This is a genomic window from Fictibacillus phosphorivorans (genome assembly GCF_001629705.1).
Classification (GTDB): domain Bacteria; phylum Bacillota; class Bacilli; order Bacillales; family Fictibacillaceae; genus Fictibacillus; species Fictibacillus phosphorivorans_A.
Map to the genome: position 1 here is coordinate 1 of NZ_CP015378.1, position 23,576 is coordinate 23,576.

18 protein-coding genes, 3 tRNA genes, 3 rRNA genes, 1 other RNA gene, 1 riboswitch and 1 other annotated feature are annotated in these 23,576 nt (G+C 44.0%); of the genes, 21 read left to right on the forward strand and 4 right to left on the reverse strand.

Features of this window, described 5'->3' with window-relative positions:
• Nucleotides 1-87: 87 nt before the first annotated feature.
• Nucleotides 88-203, forward strand: a 5S ribosomal RNA gene (gene rrf / locus ABE65_RS00005).
• A gap of 673 nt (nucleotides 204-876) precedes the next feature.
• On the opposite strand, the gene ABE65_RS00010 is transcribed toward rrf, so the two are convergent.
• Nucleotides 877-1,854: a YaaC family protein gene (locus ABE65_RS00010; RefSeq protein WP_066390419.1), complete on the reverse strand. Its 978-nt coding sequence runs from the start codon at nucleotides 1,852-1,854 to the stop codon at nucleotides 877-879.
• A 134-nt stretch (nucleotides 1,855-1,988) separates the two neighbouring features.
• Between ABE65_RS00010 and guaB the strand changes: the two genes are divergently transcribed.
• From guaB to ABE65_RS00055, 9 genes are all read left to right on the forward strand, one after another.
• A complete protein-coding gene (gene guaB / locus ABE65_RS00015) occupies nucleotides 1,989-3,446 on the forward strand; it encodes an IMP dehydrogenase (protein ID WP_066390420.1) in 1,458 nt (485 codons plus the stop codon).
• A gap of 128 nt (nucleotides 3,447-3,574) precedes the next feature.
• Complete coding sequence (locus ABE65_RS00020) at nucleotides 3,575-4,885, forward strand: D-alanyl-D-alanine carboxypeptidase family protein (RefSeq protein ID WP_066399579.1); 1,311 nt, start codon at nucleotides 3,575-3,577, stop codon at nucleotides 4,883-4,885.
• Nucleotides 4,886-5,060: 175 nt separating this feature from the next.
• Nucleotides 5,061-5,945, forward strand: coding sequence for a pyridoxal 5'-phosphate synthase lyase subunit PdxS (gene pdxS, locus ABE65_RS00025; protein ID WP_066390422.1), 885 nt, complete (start codon nucleotides 5,061-5,063; stop codon nucleotides 5,943-5,945).
• 4 nt (nucleotides 5,946-5,949) lie between these two features.
• Nucleotides 5,950-6,534, forward strand: coding sequence for a pyridoxal 5'-phosphate synthase glutaminase subunit PdxT (gene pdxT, locus ABE65_RS00030; protein WP_066390431.1), 585 nt, complete (start codon nucleotides 5,950-5,952; stop codon nucleotides 6,532-6,534).
• A 37-nt stretch (nucleotides 6,535-6,571) separates the two neighbouring features.
• Nucleotides 6,572-6,787, forward strand: a binding site (T-box leader).
• Nucleotides 6,788-7,026: 239 nt separating this feature from the next.
• Complete coding sequence (serS, locus tag ABE65_RS00035; protein ID WP_066390435.1) at nucleotides 7,027-8,301, forward strand: serine--tRNA ligase; 1,275 nt, start codon at nucleotides 7,027-7,029, stop codon at nucleotides 8,299-8,301.
• 345 nt (nucleotides 8,302-8,646) lie between these two features.
• Nucleotides 8,647-8,739, forward strand: a tRNA-Ser gene (locus ABE65_RS00040).
• 222 nt (nucleotides 8,740-8,961) lie between these two features.
• Nucleotides 8,962-9,068: riboswitch (SAM riboswitch) on the forward strand.
• Between the two features lie 68 nt (nucleotides 9,069-9,136).
• Nucleotides 9,137-10,150, forward strand: a complete 1,014-nt coding sequence (locus tag ABE65_RS00045) for a methionine ABC transporter ATP-binding protein (protein ID WP_066390437.1) — start codon at nucleotides 9,137-9,139, stop codon at nucleotides 10,148-10,150.
• Entirely contained in the window at nucleotides 10,143-10,805 is a 663-nt protein-coding gene (locus ABE65_RS00050) for a methionine ABC transporter permease (RefSeq protein ID WP_066390439.1), read from the forward strand. The genes ABE65_RS00045 and ABE65_RS00050 overlap by 8 nt, the downstream gene beginning before the upstream one ends.
• 252 nt (nucleotides 10,806-11,057) lie before the next feature.
• Complete coding sequence (locus ABE65_RS00055) at nucleotides 11,058-11,873, forward strand: MetQ/NlpA family ABC transporter substrate-binding protein (protein ID WP_066390441.1); 816 nt, start codon at nucleotides 11,058-11,060, stop codon at nucleotides 11,871-11,873.
• A gap of 52 nt (nucleotides 11,874-11,925) precedes the next feature.
• Here the strand turns inward: ABE65_RS00055 and ABE65_RS00060 are convergent, their stop codons facing one another.
• The 3 genes from ABE65_RS00060 to ABE65_RS00070 all read right to left on the reverse strand — a co-directional run bounded on the left by ABE65_RS00060 (nucleotide 11,926) and on the right by ABE65_RS00070 (nucleotide 13,963).
• Nucleotides 11,926-12,594 carry a deoxynucleoside kinase gene (locus ABE65_RS00060; RefSeq protein WP_066390443.1) on the reverse strand — a complete coding sequence of 223 codons (669 nt, stop codon included), beginning with the start codon at nucleotides 12,592-12,594 and terminating at the stop codon, nucleotides 11,926-11,928.
• Nucleotides 12,591-13,232 carry a deoxynucleoside kinase gene (locus ABE65_RS00065; protein WP_066390445.1) on the reverse strand — a complete coding sequence of 214 codons (642 nt, stop codon included), beginning with the start codon at nucleotides 13,230-13,232 and terminating at the stop codon, nucleotides 12,591-12,593. The genes ABE65_RS00060 and ABE65_RS00065 overlap by 4 nt, the downstream gene beginning before the upstream one ends.
• A gap of 116 nt (nucleotides 13,233-13,348) precedes the next feature.
• Nucleotides 13,349-13,963 carry a cysteine hydrolase family protein gene (locus ABE65_RS00070; protein WP_066390448.1) on the reverse strand — a complete coding sequence of 205 codons (615 nt, stop codon included), beginning with the start codon at nucleotides 13,961-13,963 and terminating at the stop codon, nucleotides 13,349-13,351.
• Between the two features lie 157 nt (nucleotides 13,964-14,120).
• On the opposite strand from ABE65_RS00070, the gene tadA reads away from it, so the two are divergent.
• From tadA to ABE65_RS00125, 11 genes are all read left to right on the forward strand, one after another.
• A complete protein-coding gene (gene tadA, locus ABE65_RS00075; protein WP_066390450.1) occupies nucleotides 14,121-14,621 on the forward strand; it encodes a tRNA adenosine(34) deaminase TadA in 501 nt (166 codons plus the stop codon).
• Nucleotides 14,622-14,707: 86 nt separating this feature from the next.
• Nucleotides 14,708-14,972: signal recognition particle sRNA large type (gene ffs / locus ABE65_RS00080), an RNA gene on the forward strand.
• 105 nt (nucleotides 14,973-15,077) lie between these two features.
• Entirely contained in the window at nucleotides 15,078-16,787 is a 1,710-nt protein-coding gene (gene dnaX, locus ABE65_RS00085; RefSeq protein ID WP_066390452.1) for a DNA polymerase III subunit gamma/tau, read from the forward strand.
• 16 nt (nucleotides 16,788-16,803) lie between these two features.
• On the forward strand, nucleotides 16,804-17,121 hold the full coding sequence (locus ABE65_RS00090) for a YbaB/EbfC family nucleoid-associated protein (RefSeq protein WP_379839693.1): 318 nt from the start codon (nucleotides 16,804-16,806) through the stop codon (nucleotides 17,119-17,121).
• A 9-nt stretch (nucleotides 17,122-17,130) separates the two neighbouring features.
• Nucleotides 17,131-17,727 (forward strand): recombination mediator RecR, encoded by a 597-nt coding sequence (gene recR / locus ABE65_RS00095; protein WP_066390455.1) that lies wholly within the window; start codon nucleotides 17,131-17,133, stop codon nucleotides 17,725-17,727.
• A 17-nt stretch (nucleotides 17,728-17,744) separates the two neighbouring features.
• Nucleotides 17,745-17,969 carry a YaaL family protein gene (locus tag ABE65_RS00100; protein ID WP_066390458.1) on the forward strand — a complete coding sequence of 75 codons (225 nt, stop codon included), beginning with the start codon at nucleotides 17,745-17,747 and terminating at the stop codon, nucleotides 17,967-17,969.
• Between the two features lie 75 nt (nucleotides 17,970-18,044).
• Complete coding sequence (locus ABE65_RS00105; RefSeq protein WP_066390460.1) at nucleotides 18,045-18,311, forward strand: pro-sigmaK processing inhibitor BofA family protein; 267 nt, start codon at nucleotides 18,045-18,047, stop codon at nucleotides 18,309-18,311.
• A 332-nt stretch (nucleotides 18,312-18,643) separates the two neighbouring features.
• A 16S ribosomal RNA gene (locus ABE65_RS00110) occupies nucleotides 18,644-20,193 on the forward strand.
• Between the two features lie 88 nt (nucleotides 20,194-20,281).
• Nucleotides 20,282-20,358, forward strand: a tRNA-Ile gene (locus ABE65_RS00115).
• A gap of 26 nt (nucleotides 20,359-20,384) precedes the next feature.
• Nucleotides 20,385-20,460, forward strand: a tRNA-Ala gene (locus tag ABE65_RS00120).
• A 136-nt stretch (nucleotides 20,461-20,596) separates the two neighbouring features.
• A 23S ribosomal RNA gene (locus ABE65_RS00125) occupies nucleotides 20,597-23,532 on the forward strand.
• Together the 16S and 23S rRNA genes with 2 tRNA genes alongside form the textbook arrangement of a ribosomal RNA operon.
• The last annotated feature ends 44 nt before the right edge of the window (nucleotides 23,533-23,576 follow it).

The following is a 23,576-nucleotide window of genomic DNA, read 5'->3' on the forward strand; positions in this document are numbered from 1 at the left end:
AAAAAGCATAACGTTTGGAAACGTCGTATCTAGTTTTGAGAGAACATACTCTCTAATTTTATAAATCATGGTTAACGTCATGATAGGTCTAGTGATGATGGCAAAGAGGTCACACCCGTTCCCATACCGAACACGGAAGTTAAGCTCTTTAGCGCCGATGGTAGTTGGGGGTTTCCCCCTGTTAGAGTAGGACGTCGCTAGGCAATGAGGAAGATGGATGAAAATCCATCTTCTTTTTTTGTGTTTTAAAAAAGAAATAAGGAGGTTTGGCGGCTGCCAAACTTCTGATTTATGAATGATTGAGGTGAGGAAGGCTCGGGGGGGATAGAGATTAGTTCAGGCGGGGAGTGGTTGTCGAGATTTAGCGAATGGCCTTTATTTTCGGTTTTTGACTTAATTGAGGCTCGTTCCGACTTAATTGGCACTCGTTTCGACTTAATTTTTTTCATCTAGACTTAATTCGGGCAGGGAGATACCCCACACCGTATGCTTCAAAGAACAGTTTGATCCACGAATTCATCTCAAACCCTCAAAACAGGAAGAAGATGGCCACAGCCATCTTCCAACACGCGATATTCTTCAGCAAAAGCTCCAAAAATTATCCCAAAAGCCCTCCCATCAACCATCACCCAAGCCAAAAACGCAAAAAAAAACACCCTTGATCTCCACTTGAAAACCACTAATCAGTTCTCCTCATCAACCCAATCCCACATAATTTCACGGTAATCGTGATTTTATTCATGGTAATTCTCTATATATTCACAGATAAGCATCATAATTTCACGGATAAAATTATTTATCGAATTTTCGACACCGACACACTATTACTAACACCCTATCAAATATCAGCCAATTCCTCACAACTAAACCCGCCACTCAATTCCTCATCTGCAGCATCACACCAAAAAGGTAAGGGATCTTTTGAGCTGTAATGTTTAGGAACTGTTGGATATAGGGTAATTCTTCTGATGAATACGTATGAAAAAGCTCGCTCCACCATTCTGTGTCGTATCTGCTTAACATACTTAAGTTGTAAAGAATCACATAGTGAACCATAAATTCGTTAAGTGTAGGAGATTGTAGAAGATCTCGGTTTACAGGCAGGTAATAGGTCTTATCTTGAAGATGATACGATAACGGAAAGCAATCAAAGGGTCGTAACGGTTCCTTCGCCTCAAAGACAAGCTGCATCTCATCGTCACTACCACTCAAAACGAAAGAAAACTTCGAAGGAAACAAACTGTTCATATATTCACTAAATCGTTCTAACGACATATGTAGATGATTGTTAATATGCTTGGGAAGATGAAAGATTGACTCATTTTCCTTATGCATCTTAACAAGGTGGACCTCACCGTTCATTTGCTTAAACAATGAACTTAATTCTGGCACGGTTTGGAGAAGAGACGCCATCGTAAACTTTTCTCCTTCAATATGTTTCATGTGAAACACTTTTTCACAAAAATGATTAAACAGACCTGTTCGTTGTACTTTTACTTCATCATATAGAAACTCGTAACTTCTTTTCTTTCTTTTTCGTGTAGAGAGTCCGTGTGCAAGAACGGCGCTTGAATCGGGATAGCCAGGATCACTACAAAGTATGCATGCTTTCATAAGCTGAGTCATCCCGTAAAAGAGGAGTACAGGCTTTAGCTCTACAGGAGCTTGATCAGCGAGTTTATAATATTTCTTTCCATGCTCGATATAGTAAATAAACCCATATGTATTATCAAAGCTTTTGCCGTTGCTGTCATCCATGTTTAGTTGATGATATTGTTTACTCAAGAATTGCTGCGATTTTTGAGAGGAAAAGAACATATCGAATAAAGCCCAAGGGTCATGTTGCGTCATCATTTCTCCGTCATTCCTCTCTTCGTAAATTATTTGAAAAATCGAACATATTTTGTATTCCTTGACACTAGTTTACCCAGTTGATAATCTACAAATAATATTTTTCAGGAAGATAAATTTGAAGGGGTGGTTAAGGTATGTGGCAAGATAAGTTTGCAAAAGAAGGTTTAACCTTTGATGACGTGTTATTAATTCCAGCAAAATCGTCAGTTTTACCTGGTGATGTTTCAATTAAAACGAGGTTATCTGATACGGTTCAATTGAACATTCCGATCATCAGTGCTGGTATGGACACAGTAACAGAAGCAAACATGGCAATCGCTATGGCACGACAAGGCGGTTTAGGAATTGTACACAAGAACATGTCTATTGAAGAACAAGCAGAACAGATCGACCGTGTTAAACGTTCTGAAAGTGGCGTAATCACAGACCCGTTCTACCTAACACCTGAGCATCAAGTATTTGACGCTGAGCATTTGATGGGTAAATATCGTATCAGCGGTGTACCGATCGTAGATGCTGATAAAAAATTAGTAGGTATCCTAACAAATCGTGATCTCCGTTTTGTTCAGGACTATTCCATCAAGATCTCAGATGTAATGACGAAAGAAAACTTAGTGACTGCACCAGTCGGCACTACGTTAAAAGAAGCTGAAAAAACACTTCAGCAATATAAGATCGAAAAGCTTCCACTTGTGGATGATGAAGGTACGCTACAAGGCTTGATCACCATTAAAGATATCGAGAAAGTGATTGAGTTCCCGAACTCTGCAAAAGACTCACAAGGACGTTTGTTAGTAGGAGCTGCAGTAGGTGTTACGAAGGATGCGCTTCTTCGTGTAGAGAAGTTAGTACAAGCAGGTGTAGATGCGATTGTTATCGACACGGCTCATGGACATTCTGAAGGGGTTCTTCAAAAAGTTCGTGAAGTACGAGATGCATATCCGAAATTAACGATCATCGCAGGTAACGTTGCTACGGCAGAGGCAACTCGCGATCTGATCGAAGCGGGAGCAAGCGTTGTAAAAGTAGGAATCGGACCTGGTTCGATCTGTACAACACGTGTTGTTGCTGGTGTAGGTGTACCACAAGTAACGGCTGTTTATGATTGTGCTACAGAAGCGAAGAAGTATGGAGTACCAATCATCGCTGATGGTGGTATCAAATACTCTGGAGACATCGTTAAAGCGATCGCAGCAGGCGGACATGCTGTTATGCTAGGCAGTATGCTTGCTGGTGTATCTGAGAGTCCAGGAGAGCGTGAAATCTTCCAAGGACGTCAATTTAAAGTGTATCGCGGTATGGGTTCAGTCGGTGCGATGGAGCGAGGAAGCAGCGACCGCTATTTCCAGGAAAATAATAAGAAGCTTGTTCCAGAAGGTATCGAAGGACGATTACCTTACAAAGGACCATTGGCTGATACGATCTATCAGTTAGTAGGCGGTATCCGTTCAGGTATGGGTTATTGTGGAACAGCAACGATCGATGAGCTTCAAAATGATTCCCGTTTTGTAAAAATTACGGGTGCTGGACTTCGTGAAAGTCATCCGCACCAAGTTCAAATTACTAAAGAAGCACCAAATTATTCAGTCTAAAGACACATTTTTAGGACAGAGGTATAACCTCTGTCTATTTTTTTGAAAATGTGTATGGTACAATAACTTTTGTGTGTAAATGGGTTTGGAGGTGCAGTTTTTTGAACAGCAAGATAAAACAACTTTTAGTGGTGACACTGATTTTTTCATTTTTTACGACGAGTTTATTAGGATTTTCTAAGTCAGCAAGTGCGGCACCGTCTCTAGATGTAGCAGCTGAAGGGGCTATACTTGTGGATGCAGAAACGGGGAAAATATTATATCAGAAAAATGCTGATAAGTTACTCGCTCCTGCAAGTATGAGTAAGATGATGACCGAATACCTATTACTAGAAGCCATTGACAAGAAAAAGATATCTTGGGATCAGAAAACAAGTATTTCTGAATATGCCCATAAGATTTCTCAAAACCGAACGTTATCAAACGTACCATTACGTGTAGATGAAAAATATACAGTTCGTGAGTTATACCAAGCGATGGCGATCTATTCTGCTAATGGAGCAACGATCGCATTATCAGAACTAATTGCGGGCTCTGAAGGTGAGTTCGTTAAAAAGATGAATGCCAAAGCTAAAGAACTTGGCATGAAAGATTTCAACTTCGTAAACTCAACAGGCCTTAACAATAAAGACTTGTTTGGTAATCATAATTCTGGCAGTGAAACAGACGAGAACATGATGAGTCCTCGTGCTACTGCTATTCTAGCGTTCAGCTTACTTAACGATCATCCAGAAGTATTAGAAACGGCAAGTGTTCCACGTTTGAAATTCCGTGAAGGTACAGATGACGAAATTCAGATGGAGAACTGGAACTGGATGCTTCCTGAGCTTAACAGTGGCTACGAGGGAGTAGACGGATTAAAAACAGGATCTACAGATATCGCAGGTAACTGTTTTACAGGGACAGTGAAAAAAGGAGATACTCGCCTTATTTCAGTTGTTATGAAAACAGGAACTCGTTTAGATCGATTTAAAGAAACTAAGAAACTATTTGATTTTGGATTTGCAAACTTTGAAAAAGAGCAGATCTTACCGGATAACTATCAAGTAAAAGGCAACAAAACAGTTCCTGTCGTAAAAGGTAAGGAAAAAGAAGTGAAAGTTGCTACGAAAGAACCTCTTTCTATGGTGATTAAAAGAGGAGAGAAAGAAAACTATAAGCCTAAATTTGTTATGGATAAGAAGAAGATGACAAAAGAAGGCGAACTGACAGCACCTGTTAAAAAAGGTGAAGTTGTCGGTCATATCAATGTTGAGTATACAGGCAGCGGCGAAGACTATGGCTACCTACTCAATGGAGAAACAAAAGGTAAGACAGAAGTAGTAACGACTCAATCCGTTGAAAAAGCGAACTGGTTCGTTCTTGCTTTACGCGGTGTTGGCGGATTCTTTGGCGGACTTTGGTCTGGTGCCGTTGACATGGTTAAAGGCTGGTTCTAATCGTATATGAATTCAAGAAGTTCTTTAGCAATTTGCTGAGGAGCTTCTTTTTTTCTGAAAATATAGAGAGCTTGCGCTTTTTTTGATTTGCGATAAAATAGATGAGAATACTAGTTTTATCTTAAAACAACCGAAAATTGTTGTTATAACACATATAATTCAGGGGGTAGTAAGCATGTTAAAAACAGGTACTGAACGTGTTAAAAGAGGAATGGCTGAAATGCAAAAAGGCGGCGTCATCATGGACGTTGTTAACGCAGAGCAAGCTCGTATAGCAGAAGCTGCAGGAGCGGTAGCCGTAATGGCACTTGAGCGTGTTCCTTCAGATATTCGTGCTGCAGGTGGAGTAGCGCGTATGGCTGATCCTACAATCACAGAAGAAGTTTTGAATGCTGTTTCTATTCCCGTAATGGCGAAGGCGCGTATCGGACATATCGTTGAAGCGCGTGTTCTTGAAGCGATGGGTGTTGACTATATCGATGAGAGTGAAGTACTGACTCCAGCGGATGAAGTTTTCCACTTATTGAAAAGCGATTACACAGTTCCTTTCGTATGCGGAGCACGAGATCTTGGAGAAGCGTCACGCCGTATCGCTGAAGGTGCATCCATGCTTCGTACAAAAGGCGAGCCTGGTACAGGTAACATCGTTGAGGCGGTACGCCACATGAGAATGATTCAAGGTCAGATTCGCAAAGTAGTTGCTATGAGCGAAGATGAGTTGATGACAGAAGCTAAGAACTTAGGTGCACCATTCGAAGTTCTTCTTCAAATTAAAAAAGCGGGCAAGCTGCCTGTCGTTAACTTTGCAGCAGGCGGAATCGCAACACCAGCAGATGCAGCGCTTATGATGGAACTTGGCGCTGACGGCGTATTCGTCGGATCAGGAATCTTCAAGTCTGAGAACCCAGAAAAGTTTGCTCGTGCGATCGTTGAAGCGACAACTCACTACCAAGATTACAAACTAATCGCTGAACTATCTAAAGGTCTCGGAACGGCAATGAAAGGGATCGACATCTCAACGCTAGCTCACGGTGAGCGCATGCAGGAGCGAGGCTGGTAAATCCATGCTGAAAATCGGAGTATTAGCCTTACAAGGTGCGGTACGGGAGCATGTAGCAGCGATTGAAGCAAGCGGAGCAGAAGCCGTAGCGGTAAAGCGTATAGCTGAACTATCAGACTTAGACGGTTTAGTGATACCAGGCGGCGAGAGTACAGCGATGAGACGATTGATCGATAAATATGATTTTCTAGAACCTTTAAAGAAGTTTGCTCAAAATAAACCAGTCTTCGGCACGTGTGCAGGATTGATCTTGATGGCTAAACGCATCCAAGGACAAGATTCTGCACACCTTGAACTGATCGATATGACAGTTGAGCGTAATGCGTTCGGACGCCAGGTGGACAGTTTTGAAGCAGATCTCATGATCCATGGTGTAGGAGAAGAGTATACAGGCGTATTTATTCGAGCACCGTTTATCGTTGAAGTCGGGCCGGAAGTAGAGATTCTATCGAAGCATAATGATCGAATCGTAGCGGCTAAACAAGGACATTTCCTCTGTGCAGCCTTCCATCCAGAGCTAACTGACGACTACCGACTTCATCAATATTTTGTAAAAATGGTACAATCGGCGAAAGAAGTAGTTGCATAAAATACAAAAATGCTGTACATTACTATAAAATCATTATAAAAAATCAATGACAGGAACTAGTAGCAAAAATTACTTTGTTTAGAGAGTCGGTGGCTGGTGAAAACCGATCAAAGTGTTTTGTGAATCCATCCTCGAGTGAAGAGCTGAACGTTCAGTAAGCTTTTCCGGTGAAGAACCGTTACATGTAATCGAGCCGGCAATAGAAATTCTATTGCAATTAGGGTGGCAACGCGGGTTAACTCTCGTCCCTATTTCTAATTTTTATTAGAGATAGCGGGCGGGAGTTTTTTGGTGTTGATGTTGATCTTTTAATTCCCTTCCATGCATTTTGATTGGAGCGCAAGATGCGCGACTCCTAATGGCGCAAAGCGCTAGGAGGCTCACCGCACGCCCCGTGGAAAGCGAGCAATCTGGAGCGGAAATCAACTACTAACATGAGTGACCATGTAAGCGAAAACCGTGATTTTTTATAAACTAAAGGAGGACATAAACATGTTAGACTTAAAATTTGTTCGTGCCAATTTTGAAGAAGTAAAAGAAAAGTTATCTGCACGTGGTGAAGACCTATCTGGTTTAGATAAATTCGAAGCCTTAGATCAGCGCCGCCGTGAGTTGATCGGTGAAACAGAAGCTCTTAAATCTAAGCGTAATGAAGTATCTAAGCAGGTAGCAGAATTCAAGCGTGAGAAAAAAGACGCGGACCACCTGATCACAGAGATGCGTGAAGTAGGCGATAAGATCAAGACGATGGACGATGAGCTTCGTCAAGTAGAAGAAGACCTTCACGCTATCATGCTGACGTTACCTAACATACCGCATGAAAGTGTTCCTGTCGGTGAGACTGAGGATGATAATGTTCCTGTACGTCACTGGGGAGATGTTCCTGAATTTGCTTTTGAAGCAAAACCTCACTGGGATATTGCGACTGATCTGAACATCGTTGATTTCGAACGTGGAGCAAAAGTGACAGGCAGCCGTTTCGCTTTTTATAAAGGATTAGGTGCTCGCCTAGAGCGTGCTCTTATTAACTTCATGATGGATCTGCATGAAGACGAGCACGGCTATACAGAGGTGCTACCTCCATACATGGTAAACCGTCAAAGCATGACAGGAACAGGTCAACTTCCAAAGTTTGAAGAAGACGCATTTAAAATTCGCGAAGAAGACTATTTCTTGATTCCAACTTCTGAAGTTCCTGTAACAAACATGCACAGAGAAGAAATTCTAACTGCTGATGAACTTCCGATTACGTATGCAGCGTACAGCGCTTGTTTCCGTTCTGAAGCGGGATCTGCAGGACGCGACACGCGCGGTTTGATCCGTCAGCATCAGTTCAACAAAGTAGAACTAGTTCGCTTCGTTAAACCTGAGGATTCTTATGATGAGCTAGAGAAGCTTACAGGACATGCTGAAAAGGTACTTCAGCTGCTTAACCTTCCATACCGCGTGCTGAGCATGTGTACAGCTGATCTAGGCTTCACAGCAGCGAAGAAATATGATATTGAAGTATACCTTCCAAGTTACGGTGAGTACCGCGAGATTTCTTCTTGCTCTAACTTTGAAGATTTCCAAGCTCGCCGTGCACAGATTCGTTTCCGTCGTGATGCAAAAGGGAAGCCAGAATTCGTACACACGCTAAATGGATCTGGACTTGCGATCGGTCGTACAGTAGCCGCTATCTTAGAGAACTACCAACAAGAAGATGGCACTGTTGTCATTCCAGAAGTTCTGCGTCCTTATATGGGCAACAAAGAAGTAATTAAGTAAACAAATGAAGAAGCTGACTCAAAAATGGTTCCCAAAGGACCTTTAGAGTCAGCTTTTATATGTTTACGGGGTGTAAACGTATTAGTATCGGTGGTGGTAAGAAGATTTCAGGTGGTAAGATGGCGATTACCGGTGATAAAGTAGGATTTACAGGTGAAAAACTTTAGGTTTCAGGTGGAAAACACAGTTTTAGCGGTGAACGTGTAATAAATATAAGAACACGTACCGTAAAATCGTACCTACAAAAAAGACAAACAAACTTTCATATAAAAAATCAAAAAAAGTTTTTGAAAACCGTTGACACTTTATTTAACAGCATGTTATTATAGTTCTTGTCAGTCACACGGAGGTATACCCAAGTCCGGCTGAAGGGATCGGTCTTGAAAACCGACAGGGGTTTAACGACCCGCGGGGGTTCGAATCCCTCTACCTCCTCCATATACATATTCAACCTCATCTGAGTAACTCAGATGAGGTTTTTTGTTGTTGTTTTTTTCTTTTTCAAAAACTTTCAAAAACACCGATAGAAAACCCTAAAATATTTTAACCATTCATACCAATGTATGTAAGCGCTACCACTTTAAAGCGATAAAATTTAGTATTGACAGAACTTTTAGACAGGGCGTATGATGACAACTATAACTTAATTCAATAATGCAATGCTTATTCAGAGAGACCGAGGGATCAGGCCCTATGACGTCCGGCAACCTCCATAATGGAACGGTGCTACTTCCTGCAGAATGATGATTCATTCTGGAAGATAAGTCGATGATTACTTATTCGCCCTCTTCCATGGAATGAAGAGGGCTTTTTTATATGGTAAGGGGGAGGACATATGATCAAAATCAAGGACGTTACGAAAATATATAAAGTAAAAGGTAAAGAGATCGTCGGGGTAAAGAATGTTTCACTGACGATCGATAAAGGCGAGATCTTTGGCATTGTCGGATATAGCGGGGCTGGAAAGAGTTCGTTGTTGCGCTGTCTGAACTTATTAGAAAAACCAACATCAGGAGAAATCAGAATTGATGGAATCCCGATTACGAAACTAGGTAAAAAGGAGTTGCGCGAGGAGCGTCTGAAGATCGGCATGATCTTTCAGCATTTTTATTTGATCAGTGCGAAGACCGTTTTTGAGAACATCGCATTCGCTTTAAAAGCAGCAGGAAAAACGAAAGAAGAAATCAACGAGAAAACAAATGAGCTTTTAAAAATGGTGGGATTAGAGGAGCAAAAAGATCAGTACCCTTCACAGCTGAGTGGTGGCCAGAAACAGCGTGTTGGTATTGCGAGAGCTCTTGCGAACGATCCGAAGGTATTGCTTTGTGATGAAGCGACTTCAGCTCTTGATCCGAACACGACGAAATCGATTCTTTCCTTGCTAAAGTCCATCAATAAAAAGTTAGGCATTACGATCGTGCTGATTACGCATGAGATGGAAGTAGTAAAAGAGATCTGCCACCGAATGGCGATCATGCAGGACGGAGAGATCATCGAGTCGGGTGATGTGTATAACATATTTGCTAATCCAGAAAAAGAGCTCACAAAAACGTTCATCAGCTCTGTTATCCAGATGGATCTACCAGAACCTCTTCTTAAGAACAGAAAAGGAACAGTGATCAAGATTCAGTTTAAAGGAGCCATTGCAGAAGAAGCTGTAGTTTCTGAGCTTTTCCAAAACTATCGTGTAAAAGGGAATATCCTTCACGGTAAAATCGAATACATTCAGGAAACACCGCTTGGTATCTTCATCATGGAACTTGTCGGTGAAGAAGCTGAAGTGAAGCGAGCGATCTCGTATATTGAGAGTCGCATAGAAAATCTTGAGGTGGTGAAACAAGTTGCTTGATTCTATTTTAAACATCCTTCCAGACCTGAATAAGGCATTCTTTGAAACGCTATATATGGTCGCTATATCACTCGGTGTATCATTAGTGGTTGGCCTACCGCTTGGAATCATCCTATTTATAACCGACAAAGGATTGTTGTTTGAGAATGCGTGGATCAAACAGATCGCGGGCATTCTTGTGAACTTGATCCGCTCTGTGCCATTCATCATTTTATTAGTCGCTTTATTACCGTTAACTCAGCTGATCACAGGAACGACGATCGGACCAACAGCAGCATCTGTCTCACTGTCTGTCGCAGCCATACCATTCTTTGCAAGGCTCGTAGAAACGTCATTACGAGAGATCGATAAAGGCGTGATTGAAGCGGCCGTTGCAGTAGGCGCTACGCCATGGATGATCATCCGTGAAGTGCTTCTACCAGAAGCGAAGCCAGGAATCGTTCAAGCGATAACAGTCACAGCCATCAGCTTGCTAGGCTATTCAGCCATGGCCGGCATCGTCGGCGGAGGAGGAATCGGCGATTTCGCCATCCGCTTCGGTTACTATCGCTATGACAACACGATCATGCTAACAACCGTCATACTACTAATCGTAATCGTCCAGCTCATGCAAGTCATCGGAGACGGTGCAGCAAAGGCTGTAAATAAAAGATAATTTTTTTTCTAAAGGGTAGACGAGAAAAGATTCATCTTTAAAGGTTTAGGTTTAAAAGACTTCAAGGGCAAGTTGATTGGAGTGCAAGATGCGAGACTCCTGGGGGATCAGCGGGACAGGTGAGACCCCGCCAGCGCAAAGCGCTAGGGAGGCTCACCGCACGCCCCCCGGAAAGGGAGCATCTGGAACGTAAATCAACCACTCACAAAAACATCATGTATTTGCAAAAACAATTTTAAAAAGGGGATCAACATGAAAAAAATCATACTTACATTACTAACCGCACTGCTAGCTTTCGGCCTAGCAGGATGCTCATCTTCATCAGATGCATCAAAAGATAAAGAAGTAACACTTGGCGCAACAGCAGGACCATACACAGACATGGTCAACAAAGCGATCAAACCCTCACTAGAGAAAAAAGGATACAAAGTAAAAGTCATTGAATTCAGCGATTATATTCAACCCAACATGGCATTATCAAAAGGCGATCTAGACGCTAACCTTTTTCAGCACAAAGTGTACATGGAGAATTTCGCAAAAGAAAAGAACTTAAAGCTGTCAGAAGTCATCATCGTTCCAACAGCACCGATGGGCCTCTATTCTGAGAAATTCAAATCAGTTAAGGACATAAAAGAAGGCAGCACTGTCGCTATTCCGAACGATCCGGTCAACTTAGCGCGCACGTTGCTCATGCTTGAAGATGCAAAACTGATCACCATCAAAGAGGGAATCAACGAACTGACAGCATCTGAAAAAGATGTGAAAGACAATCCAAAGAAACTTGTGTTCAAACCATTAGAAGCGGCACAGCTTCCTCGTGCTGTTCAAAGTGCAGATGTTGCAGCTGTACCTGGTAACTTTGCACTCGCAGCAAAGATGGACTTATTGGATGCGATTCAACTAGAGAACATGCCGGACACGTACCGTAACCGTGTTGTGGTGAACACGAAGGATGTAGATTCTGCATTCGCGAAAGATATTAAGAAGGTAGTGGAATCGAAGGAGTTTGAAGAAGTGATCGATAAGGAATTCGAAGGCTTCGGAAAACCAGAATGGATGAAGAAATAAATTAAAATAAAACCCCGGAGCTCATAAGGATGAGAACCGGGGTTTTTTATGTTTATAAGCGAACTTCTCGTTTCGCCTCAATCTTTTGTGCGATCTTTTCTACGATATGATCGATGGACTCTGGATTATCGCGAAGATCGTAATCATTGATGTTCACACGAAGCACAGGGCAAGAATTGAAAGAAGCGATCCACTTTTCATAGCGATCGTACATCTCTTCCCAATAAGAGACCGGTGTTTCTTGCTCCATCTTACGTCCGCGTTTCTGGATACGAGCTAAGATATCATCAAGAGAGCCTTCTAAGTATATCAAGCAATCAGGCTGCGGGAAGTATGGTGTCATGACCATGGCTTCAAACAGGTGAGTATACGTTTCGTAATCTACATCAGACATGTTGCCTTTATCAAAGTGCATACGAGCGAATATACCCGTGTCTTCATAGATCGATCGATCTTGCACAAATCCTCCACCATAGTCGAACATTCTTTTTTGCTCTTTGAAGCGTTCTGCTAAAAAGAAAATCTGCAGGTGGAAGCTCCAACGCTTAAAATCATGATAAAAGTTTTCTAAGTATGGGTTGTTATCCACTTTTTCCATGGATGTACGAAACTTTAGTTTTTCTGCAAGTGCATTCGTAAATGTAGATTTCCCCGCACCTACCATACCTGCCACTGTAATGACAGCATCGTTTGGGATTCCGTATTGTATGAGTTTACTCATCGCGCAACTTCTCCTTTTTTAAGAGTTGCATCAATTAGGGAAAAGATCTTTTCTTTATCCGCTTCATACGCAACAAAATCTAAGTCATCTCCGTTAAAAGAGAGTACAGGAATTTCGGGGTGCTGCTTTTTAAAGGCAGTCATGAACGTCTCGTAATCCTCAGCTAACTGTTCTAAGTACGCAGGCTCCATATTTTGCTCGATAAAACGTCCACGCTTACGCACGCGGTCCAGCAACGTATCGAGGCTAGCGTTTAAATAGATGATCACGTTCGGCACAGGCATATCCTCAGTAAGGATGTCAAAGCACTGCATGTATTTATGAAGATTACCGTCTTTTAGCGTTCGACCCGCAAAAATACGGTTCTTAAAGATATGATAATCAGAAACGACAGGAATCTGTTTAGATAGATACTGTCCTTGAATCTCTTCAAGCTGTTTATACCTGTTGCAAAGAAAGAACATCTCGGTTTGAAAACTCCACTCATCGATGTTGTCGTAAAATTTTCCGAGAAAAGGATTCTCCTCTACAATCTCTTTCAATAATTGAAAGTTATAGTGCTCAGCAATAGCTTTTGCGAGCGATGTTTTCCCTACGCCAATCGGCCCTTCAACTGCGATAAAGGGGGTTGAACTCATCTTCCTTTTCCTCCCTTATAAATAACAAACGAAAAATTACAGACAAAGAATATTGTAGCATACGTTTGGAAAAGGTGGTGAGATTATCGGTAAAAAGTTAATGGTAAATATGCGATTTAATACATCGTTTTATGTTTGTTTTCATTTGCCTGATCGATGATTGCTCTTAAATCTAAGTCTTCACTCTTACTGATATCAGCATTCAATGTCTTTTCCATTAAAATTAAGGCTCTTTCGTTATCTTCTTCTATATTAGACGCGGAACAATCAGCTGGTGCATAAAGTGTAAAACCTCTCATATAAGCGTCGTTTGCTGTAAAGAGAACACATATATTACCTGCTACACCGCAAAGGATTAAAGTTTGGATACCAAGCTCATTTAATAAAGTAGATAAGGGTGTTGAGAAAAATCCAGAATGCTTTGGTTTGACGACAAAGAAATCATCATCATCTGGCTGCAATCTTTTTACGAAATCACCACCGGATTGTGTGGAGCAATAATCAACAAGCTTGTGTTTATCTGATTGCCATTGTCCAAAGTTATCGTTTACATAAATAACAGGAATCTTTTCATTTTTTGCTCGCTTTTTCAGATCATAAATTTTATCGGCGATCGGTGCAGACGTTTTTAACAAAAGTGGCGCCTCGGGAAAATTAAAGTCGTTGATCACGTCAATAATAAGCAGAGCGACCGGTATTTTATCGTTTCCGTGCGGATGTTGTTTTTCCATAACGAATCCTCTCTTTCGCTTAAGTTCTTTTATTAGTAAGTTAATCTCATCTATATAAAAGAAGTAACGATTTTGGTCTATACAACCATTCCTTTCTTTATTATTAGCAAAACCTCTTGTATAATCTCTTACAACTAAAACTTTGGAGCGAAAAAGTATGGAGATCTTAGAAAAAGACGAATATTACATGGAGCTTGCTCTACAAGAAGCCCAAAAAGCAGCAGATATCGGCGAGGTACCGATTGGAGCTATTCTAGTAATAGAGGATGAAATTATCGCAAGAGCTCATAATCTGCGTGAAACCGAACAAAGGGCGATCGCTCATGCAGAGCTCTTAGCCATTGATCAGGCTTGTAGAGAAAAGGAAGCTTGGCGACTTGAAGGAGCAACATTATACGTAACGCTTGAACCGTGTGCGATGTGTTCGGGCGCGATTGTCCTCTCTAGAGTTAGTCGTGTTGTATATGGAGCAGCTGATCCTAAAGGAGGCTGTGCAGGAACGTTAATGAACCTTTTACAAGAAGAGCGGTTTAACCACCAATGTGAGATTGTAGCAGGCGTAAAGAGTGAAGAGTGCGGTGGAATTCTTTCAAGCTTTTTCAAGAAACTTCGCGATCGTAAAAGGAAGGAAAAGGAAGAGCGAAGAAAGGAGCTTTAGTGCTCCTGCGGTTGATTTTTTTAAAAGGACATAGTATACTAAATCTTGCACATTTAGTTGTGCATCTAACAATGTTATACACTTTGTCGCGCTAGATGGGGAGGTAGCGGTGCCCTGTACTCGCAATCCGCTGTAGCGAGGTTGAATTCCTCTCCTCGGCTAGTTCAACGTATGGTCTGACGGACGTAAGTGGTGTTGATGTCCGGGTCCTGCGCAACGGAGACCCATGAACCCTGTCAGGTCCGGAAGGAAGCAGCAGTAAGTGGACCACTTCGTGTGCCGTGGGGCAACCTGGACTGAGCTAACTGCGTTTGTACGCATAGGTTGACTATTCCAAAGAGAGGTGCGCGGCATTCTAATATATAAACAATAACTCACCCTTGTTTCAGGGGTGAGTTTTTTGTAATGTTTCAGTATAATATAGAAAGAATGAAGTGAATTAAAGGAGGCAAAGGGATGAGTTATCAAGCGCTCTACCGCGTATGGAGGCCACAGAGCTTTGAAGATATGGTCGGGCAGGAACACATTACAAAAACGATTCAAAATGCCTTGATGCAGGACAAGCTTTCCCATGCCTACCTGTTTTCAGGACCAAGAGGAACGGGTAAAACAAGTGCGGCGAAGATTATCGCCAAAGCTGTTAACTGTGAACGGGCTCCAGTTTCTGAGCCATGTAACGAATGTGACGCTTGTAGAGGGATCACGAACGGTTCGATATCTGATGTATTAGAGATCGATGCCGCGTCTAATACAGGTGTGGATGATATAAGGGATATCCGGGACAAAGTGAAATTTGCGCCGTCCTCTGTTACGTACAAAGTCTATATCATAGATGAAGTACATATGCTTTCAACTGGTGCGTTTAACGCGTTATTAAAAACGTTAGAAGAACCGCCAAGCCATGTTATTTTTATTCTGGCAACGACCGAGCCGCATAAAATTCCGGCAACGATCGTTTCACGATGTCAACGGTTTGATTTCAAGCGGATATCTTCACAATCGATCATCGGACGAATGAGGCAGATCGTCGACGCTAACGGTACCGAAGTTGATGAAGAAGCTCTTCAACTGCTAGCAAGAGCAGCTGAAGGTGGAATGCGTGATGCGTTAAGTCTCCTCGACCAAGCGATCTCCTATAGTGATGAGAAAGTAAGAGTAGAGGATGTTTTGTCGGTAACCGGCTCTGCCTCACAAAAGCATCTTTCCGAGATGGCAGAAGCCTTTTTAGAAAAAGATGTATCAAAAGCTCTTACTTTATCGACAGAACTATTACATCAAGGAAAAGATCCTGTTCGTTTTTTAGGAGACCTTATCTACTATTATAGAGATATGCTTCTATACAAAACGGCACCTCAATTAGAAGAGCTGTTAGAACGTGTCTCAACAGACGAAGACTTTGCACGATTGGCAGATGCTACAGCTGCAGAAGACATCTATGCGATCATCGGTCAGTTAAATGCTGCACAACAAGAGATGAAATGGACGAACCATCCTAAGATTTTCTTAGAGACAACCTTCATCAAGATTTGTTACCAAAAGCAAGAAGGGATCACGTCGCAAGCGGGGAATCCTTCTGTTGAACCGTTAATGCAAAGAATTGAGCAATTAGAACAAGAACTTAAAAAGATGAAAGAAAGCGGCTGGTCATCTAACGGACCATCCTCCCAGACGGAAGCGGAAGCTCCAAGAGAAAAAAGAGTAATCAGAGGACAAGGTGGCGCATCACAAACACAAGTAAAAGAGATGCTCAAAAAAGCAAAAAAACCAAACCTTGTTCAGCTTAAGGGAATGTGGGGAGAGATCTTAGATAAGATCCGTTCTGAAAAAGTAAGTGCCTATGCCCTTCTCTCAGGTGCAGAGCCGGTAGCTTGTTCAGATCAAATCTTTTTGCTTTCATTTCAGCATGAAATCCACCGCCAAATGGCATCTCAAGAGAACAACAGGAGCTATGTAGAAAGCGCAGTTTATAGTACAATAGGAAAGAACCTGTCCATGCTATCCATGTTGGATCCAGAATGGCAGAAACTAAAAGCTGACTTCATTAAAGAACAACAGCAAGGCCAACCATCTTCTGAAGAAAAAGAAAAAACAGAAGACCCTCTCATCGCAGAGGCGATCAAATTGGTTGGCGATGATTTAATTGAGATAAAAGAAGAGGAAGAATAAAAGGAGGAATTGTACGATGATGAAAGGCAACATGAACAATATGATGAAACAAATGCAAAAAATGCAGCGTGACATGGCAAAAGCTCAAGAGGAACTAAAAGATAAAGTGATCGAAGGTTCAGCTGGCGGCGGTATGGTTACCGTTAAAGCGAACGGTCACAAAGAGATCATCGACATTATCATTAAAGAAGAAGTAGTAGATCCAGATGATATCGACATGCTTCAAGACCTTGTGCTAGCAGCTACGAACGATGCACTTAAGAAAGTGGACGAACTCGTATCACAAGACATGGGCAAATTCACAAAAGGACTTAACATTCCTGGAATGTTCTAGGAATATGCTATGCATTATCCTGAACCGATCTCAAAGCTGATTGAAAGCTTTATGAAATTGCCGGGCATCGGACCGAAAACGGCGGTTCGCCTGGCATTTTTCGTATTGGAAATGAAAGAAGATGACGTGCTCGATTTTGGACGAGCACTCGTTAACGCGAAACGTCAGCTTATCTATTGTTCCAACTGCTTTCATATTACTGACCGTGATCCTTGTATGATCTGCGATGATTCAAGCAGAGACCGAACGACGATCTGTGTTGTTCACGACTCCAAGGATGTTATTGCGATGGAAAAAATGAAAGAGTACCGCGGACTCTATCATGTCCTCCACGGGGCGATCTCACCCATGGATGGTGTAGGACCAGAGGATATTAAAGTCGCAGAACTGTTGAAGCGCCTGACAGATGATGGGATTCAAGAAATTATCATGGCTACAGATCCGAACATCGAAGGAGAAGCCACTGCCATGTATATCGCAAGACTTCTAAAACCGACGGGTATCAAGATTACTCGTATTGCCCATGGACTGCCTGTAGGCGGAGACTTGGAGTATGCGGATGAAGTAACGCTTTCCAAAGCGCTTGAAGGAAGAAGAGAAATCTAACTAAAGGGGTTGCTTGCATGTTTTTTTCCCGAAAAGGGCGATTGAAGCGATCCGGAGATGAAGAGCTGCTTCAAAGTCTTGATGAGCTAAAGATAGACTGGATGCATCAAAAAGAAATGGTGGAACGCAGTGTAGAACCATCTGAAGAGGTTATCTTTAAGCTTCAACTAGCAGAATCAAAATACTTCTTCTTATTAAAAGAAGCGAAAAAAAGAAACGTGACGACCAGCAAGTTAAAATAACTGCTGGTCTTTTTTTTGGACAACTCCCATACAATGACTAGTAATAACTTGGATGTTGTATAGGAGGAATCGAGAATGGAGCCAATAACGGTAATCGCTATTCTTGGAACTATCATCTTTGTCCTGCTTCTAGTAGGTGCTCCAATGCGGCCAATACGCTGGATCGGATTCGGTATTACACGTTTTTGTATTGGTGCACTGTTGCTATTCTTATTAAATGCGATCGGAAACTCATATGATATTCATATTCCGATTAATGCGTTTACGGCGCTGATCTCAGGAATAGCTGGATTACCCGGCATAGCTTCACTAGTAGCCATTGAATTCTTTATCTTGAACTAAGGGATTCAAACGTACGTTTAAGAGAAGGTGTAGAGAGCGATTATAAGCTTTCTATACCTTTTTTCATTTATTTAAAGTAATTTCAAAATAACTATTGACCTTCATTCACCATACGTGATATATTAGTTCTTGTCGCCGCAACACATGAAACATTGTTGCAGGCGGGAAACAAATTTTAAAAAACGGTTGACTTCTTATTATAAAGATGTTATCCTAATAAAGTCGCTAAAACGAGCGGCTAACAAAAAAGTTCTTTGAAAACTGAACAAAAGAAATAGGTAAGGAATTAAGAATTAATTCCGTCAGTTTTAAAATCGAGCAAGACAAACACTTTTATGGAGAGTTTGATCCTGGCTCAGGATGAACGCTGGCGGCGTGCCTAATACATGCAAGTCGAGCGAATGATGAGGAGCTTGCTCCTCTGATTTAGCGGCGGACGGGTGAGTAACACGTGGGTAATCTGCCTGTAAGACGGGGATAACTCCGGGAAACCGGAGCTAATACCGGATAATAAGAGAAGAAGCATTTCTTCTTTTTGAAAGTCGGTTTCGGCTGACACTTACAGATGAGCCCGCGGCGCATTAGCTAGTTGGTGAGGTAACGGCTCACCAAGGCGACGATGCGTAGCCGACCTGAGAGGGTGATCGGCCACACTGGGACTGAGACACGGCCCAGACTCCTACGGGAGGCAGCAGTAGGGAATCTTCGGCAATGGGCGAAAGCCTGACCGAGCAACGCCGCGTGAGCGATGAAGGCCTTCGGGTCGTAAAGCTCTGTTGTTAGAGAAGAACAAGTACGAGAGTAACTGCTCGTACCTTGACGGTACCTAACCAGAAAGCCACGGCTAACTACGTGCCAGCAGCCGCGGTAATACGTAGGTGGCAAGCGTTATCCGGAATTATTGGGCGTAAAGCGCGCGCAGGCGGTCTCTTAAGTCTGATGTGAAAGCCCACGGCTCAACCGTGGAGGGTCATTGGAAACTGGGAGACTTGAGTGCAGGAGAGAAAAGTGGAATTCCACGTGTAGCGGTGAAATGCGTAGAGATGTGGAGGAACACCAGTGGCGAAGGCGGCTTTTTGGCCTGTAACTGACGCTGAGGCGCGAAAGCGTGGGGAGCAAACAGGATTAGATACCCTGGTAGTCCACGCCGTAAACGATGAGTGCTAGGTGTTGGGGGGTTCCACCCTCAGTGCTGAAGTTAACACATTAAGCACTCCGCCTGGGGAGTACGACCGCAAGGTTGAAACTCAAAGGAATTGACGGGGGCCCGCACAAGCAGTGGAGCATGTGGTTTAATTCGAAGCAACGCGAAGAACCTTACCAGGTCTTGACATCCTTTGACCACTCTAGAGATAGAGCTTTCCCCTTCGGGGGACAAAGTGACAGGTGGTGCATGGTTGTCGTCAGCTCGTGTCGTGAGATGTTGGGTTAAGTCCCGCAACGAGCGCAACCCTTGACCTTAGTTGCCAGCATTCAGTTGGGCACTCTAAGGTGACTGCCGGTGACAAACCGGAGGAAGGTGGGGATGACGTCAAATCATCATGCCCCTTATGACCTGGGCTACACACGTGCTACAATGGATGATACAAAGGGTTGCGAAGCCGCGAGGCCAAGCCAATCCCAAAAAGTCATTCTCAGTTCGGATTGTAGGCTGCAACTCGCCTACATGAAGCCGGAATTGCTAGTAATCGCGGATCAGCATGCCGCGGTGAATACGTTCCCGGGCCTTGTACACACCGCCCGTCACACCACGAGAGTTTGTAACACCCGAAGTCGGTGGGGTAACCCTTTTGGGAGCCAGCCGCCGAAGGTGGGACAGATGATTGGGGTGAAGTCGTAACAAGGTAGCCGTATCGGAAGGTGCGGCTGGATCACCTCCTTTCTATGGAGATTATGAAACACCTTCGTGTGTTTCGTAAGTACGCCTATTCTTCTTTTGTTCAGTTTTGAAGGAACTTAACTTCCTTTAGGGGCCTATAGCTCAGCTGGTTAGAGCGCACGCCTGATAAGCGTGAGGTCGATGGTTCGAGTCCATTTAGGCCCACCATTTTCATAAAATTTCATTCCCATTATGGGGCTTTAGCTCAGCTGGGAGAGCGCCTGCCTTGCACGCAGGAGGTCAGCGGTTCGATCCCGCTAAGCTCCACCATTGCACATCTTACGATGATGCATTTTTAAATTATGTTCTTTGAAAACTAGATATCGACATCCAAACAATATGCAAGGCAGATAGATTTATCTAATCTGCGCCAAGCAAGAATCTTTGATGTGCAAACATCATATAAGGTTAAGCTAGAAAGGGCGCACGGTGGATGCCTTGGCACTAGGAGCCGAAGAAGGACGGGACGAACACCGATATGCCTCGGGGAGCTGTAAGTAAGCATTGATCCGGGGATTTCCGAATGGGGGAACCCACCATCCGTAATGGGATGGTATCCATATCTGAATACATAGGGTATGAGAAGGCAGACCCGGGGAACTGAAACATCTAAGTACCCGGAGGAAGAGAAAGCAAATGCGATTTCCTGAGTAGCGGCGAGCGAAACGGAATCAGCCCAAACCAGAGAGCTTGCTCTCTGGGGTTGTAGGACACTCTATACGGAGTTACAAAGGAACGAAGTAGGTGAAGTGGTCTGGAAAGGCCAGCCGAAGAAGGTAACAGCCCTGTAGCTGAAACTTCGTTCCCTCCTGAGTGGATCCTGAGTACGGCGGGACACGTGAAACCCCGTCGGAATCCGGGAGGACCATCTCCCAAGGCTAAATACTCCCTAGTGACCGATAGTGAACCAGTACCGTGAGGGAAAGGTGAAAAGCACCCCGGAAGGGGAGTGAAACAGATCCTGAAACCGTGTGCCTACAAGTAGTCGGAGCCCATTAACGGGTGACGGCGTGCCTTTTGTAGAATGAACCGGCGAGTTACGATCCCGTGCAAGGTTAAGTTGATAAGACGGAGCCGCAGCGAAAGCGAGTCTGAATAGGGCGACATAGTACGTGGTCGTAGACCCGAAACCGTGTGATCTACCCATGTCCAGGGTGAAGTTCAGGTAACACTGAATGGAGGCCCGAACCCACGCACGTTGAAAAGTGCGGGGATGAGGTGTGGGTAGGGGTGAAATGCCAATCGAACACGGAGATAGCTGGTTCTCCCCGAAATAGCTTTAGGGCTAGCCTCGCGGCAAGATTCCTGGAGGTAGAGCACTGATTGGACTAGGGGCCCCCACAGGGTTACCGAATTCAGTCAAACTCCGAATGCCAGAGAATTATCCGCGGGAGTCAGACTGCGAGTGATAAGATCCGTAGTCAAAAGGGAAACAGCCCAGACCATCAGCTAAGGTCCCAAAGTATACGTTAAGTGGCAAAGGATGTGGAGTTGCCCAGACAACCAGGATGTTGGCTTAGAAGCAGCCACCATTTAAAGAGTGCGTAATAGCTCACTGGTCGAGTGACTCTGCGCCGAAAATGTAACGGGGCTAAACGTATCACCGAAGCTATGGCTTGTACCGTATGGTACAGGGGTAGGGGAGCGTTCGAAGTGCAGCGAAGTCAGACCGGAAGGACTGGTGGAGCGCTTTGAAGTGAGAATGCCGGTATGAGTAGCGAAAGACAAGTGAGAATCTTGTCCATCGAAAGCCTAAGGTTTCCTGAGGAAGGCTCGTCCGCTCAGGGTTAGTCGGGGCCTAAGCCGAGGCTGAAAAGCGTAGGCGATGGATAACAGGTTGATATTCCTGTACCACCTCCTTTCCGTTTGAACAATGGGGGGACGCAGTAAGGTAGGGTGAGCGCACTGATGGAATAGTGCGTCTAAGCAGTTAGGCTGTTGGGTAGGCAAATCCGCCCAACATGAAGGCTGAGCTGTGATGGCGAGGGAAATTTTAGTACCGAAGTCCCTGATCCTACACTGCCAAGAAAAGCCTCTAGTGAGGAAAGAGGTGCCCGTACCGCAAACCGACACAGGTAGGCGAGGAGAGAATCCTAAGATGATCGGGAGAACTCTCGTTAAGGAACTCGGCAAAATGACCCCGTAACTTCGGGAGAAGGGGTGCTCTGATAGGGTTTATCGCCCGAGAGAGCCGCAGTGAATAGATCCAAGCGACTGTTTAGCAAAAACACAGGTCTCTGCGAAACCGCAAGGTGAAGTATAGGGGCTGACACCTGCCCGGTGCTGGAAGGTTAAGAGGAGGGGTTATCCTTTGGGAGAAGCTCTGAATTGAAGCCCCAGTAAAAGGCGGCCGTAACTATAACGGTCCTAAGGTAGCGAAATTCCTTGTCGGGTAAGTTCCGACCCGCACGAAAGGTGTAACGACTTGGATACTGTCTCAACGAGAGACCCGGTGAAATTATAGTACCTGTGAAGATGCAGGTTACCCGCGACAGGACGGAAAGACCCCATGGAGCTTTACTGCAACTTGATATTGGATTTTGGTACAGCTTGTACAGGATAGGTAGGAGCCTGAGAAGCCGGAGCGCCAGCTTCGGTGGAGGCGTCGGTGGGATACTACCCTGGCTGTATTGAAATTCTAACCTTGGACCGTAATCCGGTTCGGAGACAGTGTCAGGTGGGCAGTTTGACTGGGGCGGTCGCCTCCTAAACAGTAACGGAGGCGCCCAAAGGTTCCCTCAGAATGGTTGGAAATCATTCGCAGAGTGTAAAGGCACAAGGGAGCTTGACTGCGAGACCTACAAGTCGAGCAGGGACGAAAGTCGGGCTTAGTGATCCGGTGGTTCCGCATGGAAGGGCCATCGCTCAACGGATAAAAGCTACCCTGGGGATAACAGGCTTATCTCCCCCAAGAGTCCACATCGACGGGGAGGTTTGGCACCTCGATGTCGGCTCATCGCATCCTGGGGCTGAAGTAGGTCCCAAGGGTTGGGCTGTTCGCCCATTAAAGCGGTACGCGAGCTGGGTTCAGAACGTCGTGAGACAGTTCGGTCCCTATCCGTCGCGGGCGCAGGAAATTTGAGAGGAGCTGTCCTTAGTACGAGAGGACCGGGATGGACACACCGCTGGTGTACCAGTTGTTCCGCCAGGGGCATAGCTGGGTAGCTACGTGTGGACGGGATAAGTGCTGAAAGCATCTAAGCATGAAGCCCCCCTCAAGATGAGATTTCCCATCACGCAAGTGAGTAAGACCCCTTAGAGATGATGAGGTTGATAGGTCTGGTGTGGAAGCGTGGTGACACGTGGAGCTGACAGATACTAATCGGTCGAGGGCTTATCCTTAAAAAAGCATAACGTTTGGAAACGTCGTATCTAGTTTTGAGAGA

Excerpts from the sequence above, each read along its gene's own strand:
- guaB (WP_066390420.1), top strand. The coding sequence starts at position 1,989 with ATGTGGCAAGATAAGTTTGCAAAAGAAGGTTTAACCTTTGATGACGTG.
- ABE65_RS00090 (WP_379839693.1), top strand. The coding sequence starts at position 16,804 with ATGATGAAAGGCAACATGAACAATATGATGAAACAAATGCAAAAAATG.
- pdxT (WP_066390431.1), top strand. The coding sequence starts at position 5,950 with ATGCTGAAAATCGGAGTATTAGCCTTACAAGGTGCGGTACGGGAGCAT.
- ABE65_RS00060 (WP_066390443.1), bottom strand. The coding sequence starts at position 12,594 with ATGAGTAAACTCATACAATACGGAATCCCAAACGATGCTGTCATTACA.
- ABE65_RS00010 (WP_066390419.1), bottom strand. The coding sequence starts at position 1,854 with ATGATGACGCAACATGACCCTTGGGCTTTATTCGATATGTTCTTTTCC.
- ABE65_RS00105 (WP_066390460.1), top strand. The coding sequence starts at position 18,045 with ATGGAGCCAATAACGGTAATCGCTATTCTTGGAACTATCATCTTTGTC.
- dnaX (WP_066390452.1), top strand. The coding sequence starts at position 15,078 with ATGAGTTATCAAGCGCTCTACCGCGTATGGAGGCCACAGAGCTTTGAA.
- ABE65_RS00065 (WP_066390445.1), bottom strand. The coding sequence starts at position 13,232 with ATGAGTTCAACCCCCTTTATCGCAGTTGAAGGGCCGATTGGCGTAGGG.
- ABE65_RS00070 (WP_066390448.1), bottom strand. The coding sequence starts at position 13,963 with ATGGAAAAACAACATCCGCACGGAAACGATAAAATACCGGTCGCTCTG.
- recR (WP_066390455.1), top strand. The coding sequence starts at position 17,131 with ATGCATTATCCTGAACCGATCTCAAAGCTGATTGAAAGCTTTATGAAA.
- pdxS (WP_066390422.1), top strand. The coding sequence starts at position 5,061 with ATGTTAAAAACAGGTACTGAACGTGTTAAAAGAGGAATGGCTGAAATG.
- ABE65_RS00100 (WP_066390458.1), top strand. The coding sequence starts at position 17,745 with ATGTTTTTTTCCCGAAAAGGGCGATTGAAGCGATCCGGAGATGAAGAG.
- serS (WP_066390435.1), top strand. The coding sequence starts at position 7,027 with ATGTTAGACTTAAAATTTGTTCGTGCCAATTTTGAAGAAGTAAAAGAA.
- ABE65_RS00045 (WP_066390437.1), top strand. The coding sequence starts at position 9,137 with ATGATCAAAATCAAGGACGTTACGAAAATATATAAAGTAAAAGGTAAA.
- tadA (WP_066390450.1), top strand. The coding sequence starts at position 14,121 with ATGGAGATCTTAGAAAAAGACGAATATTACATGGAGCTTGCTCTACAA.
- ABE65_RS00055 (WP_066390441.1), top strand. The coding sequence starts at position 11,058 with ATGAAAAAAATCATACTTACATTACTAACCGCACTGCTAGCTTTCGGC.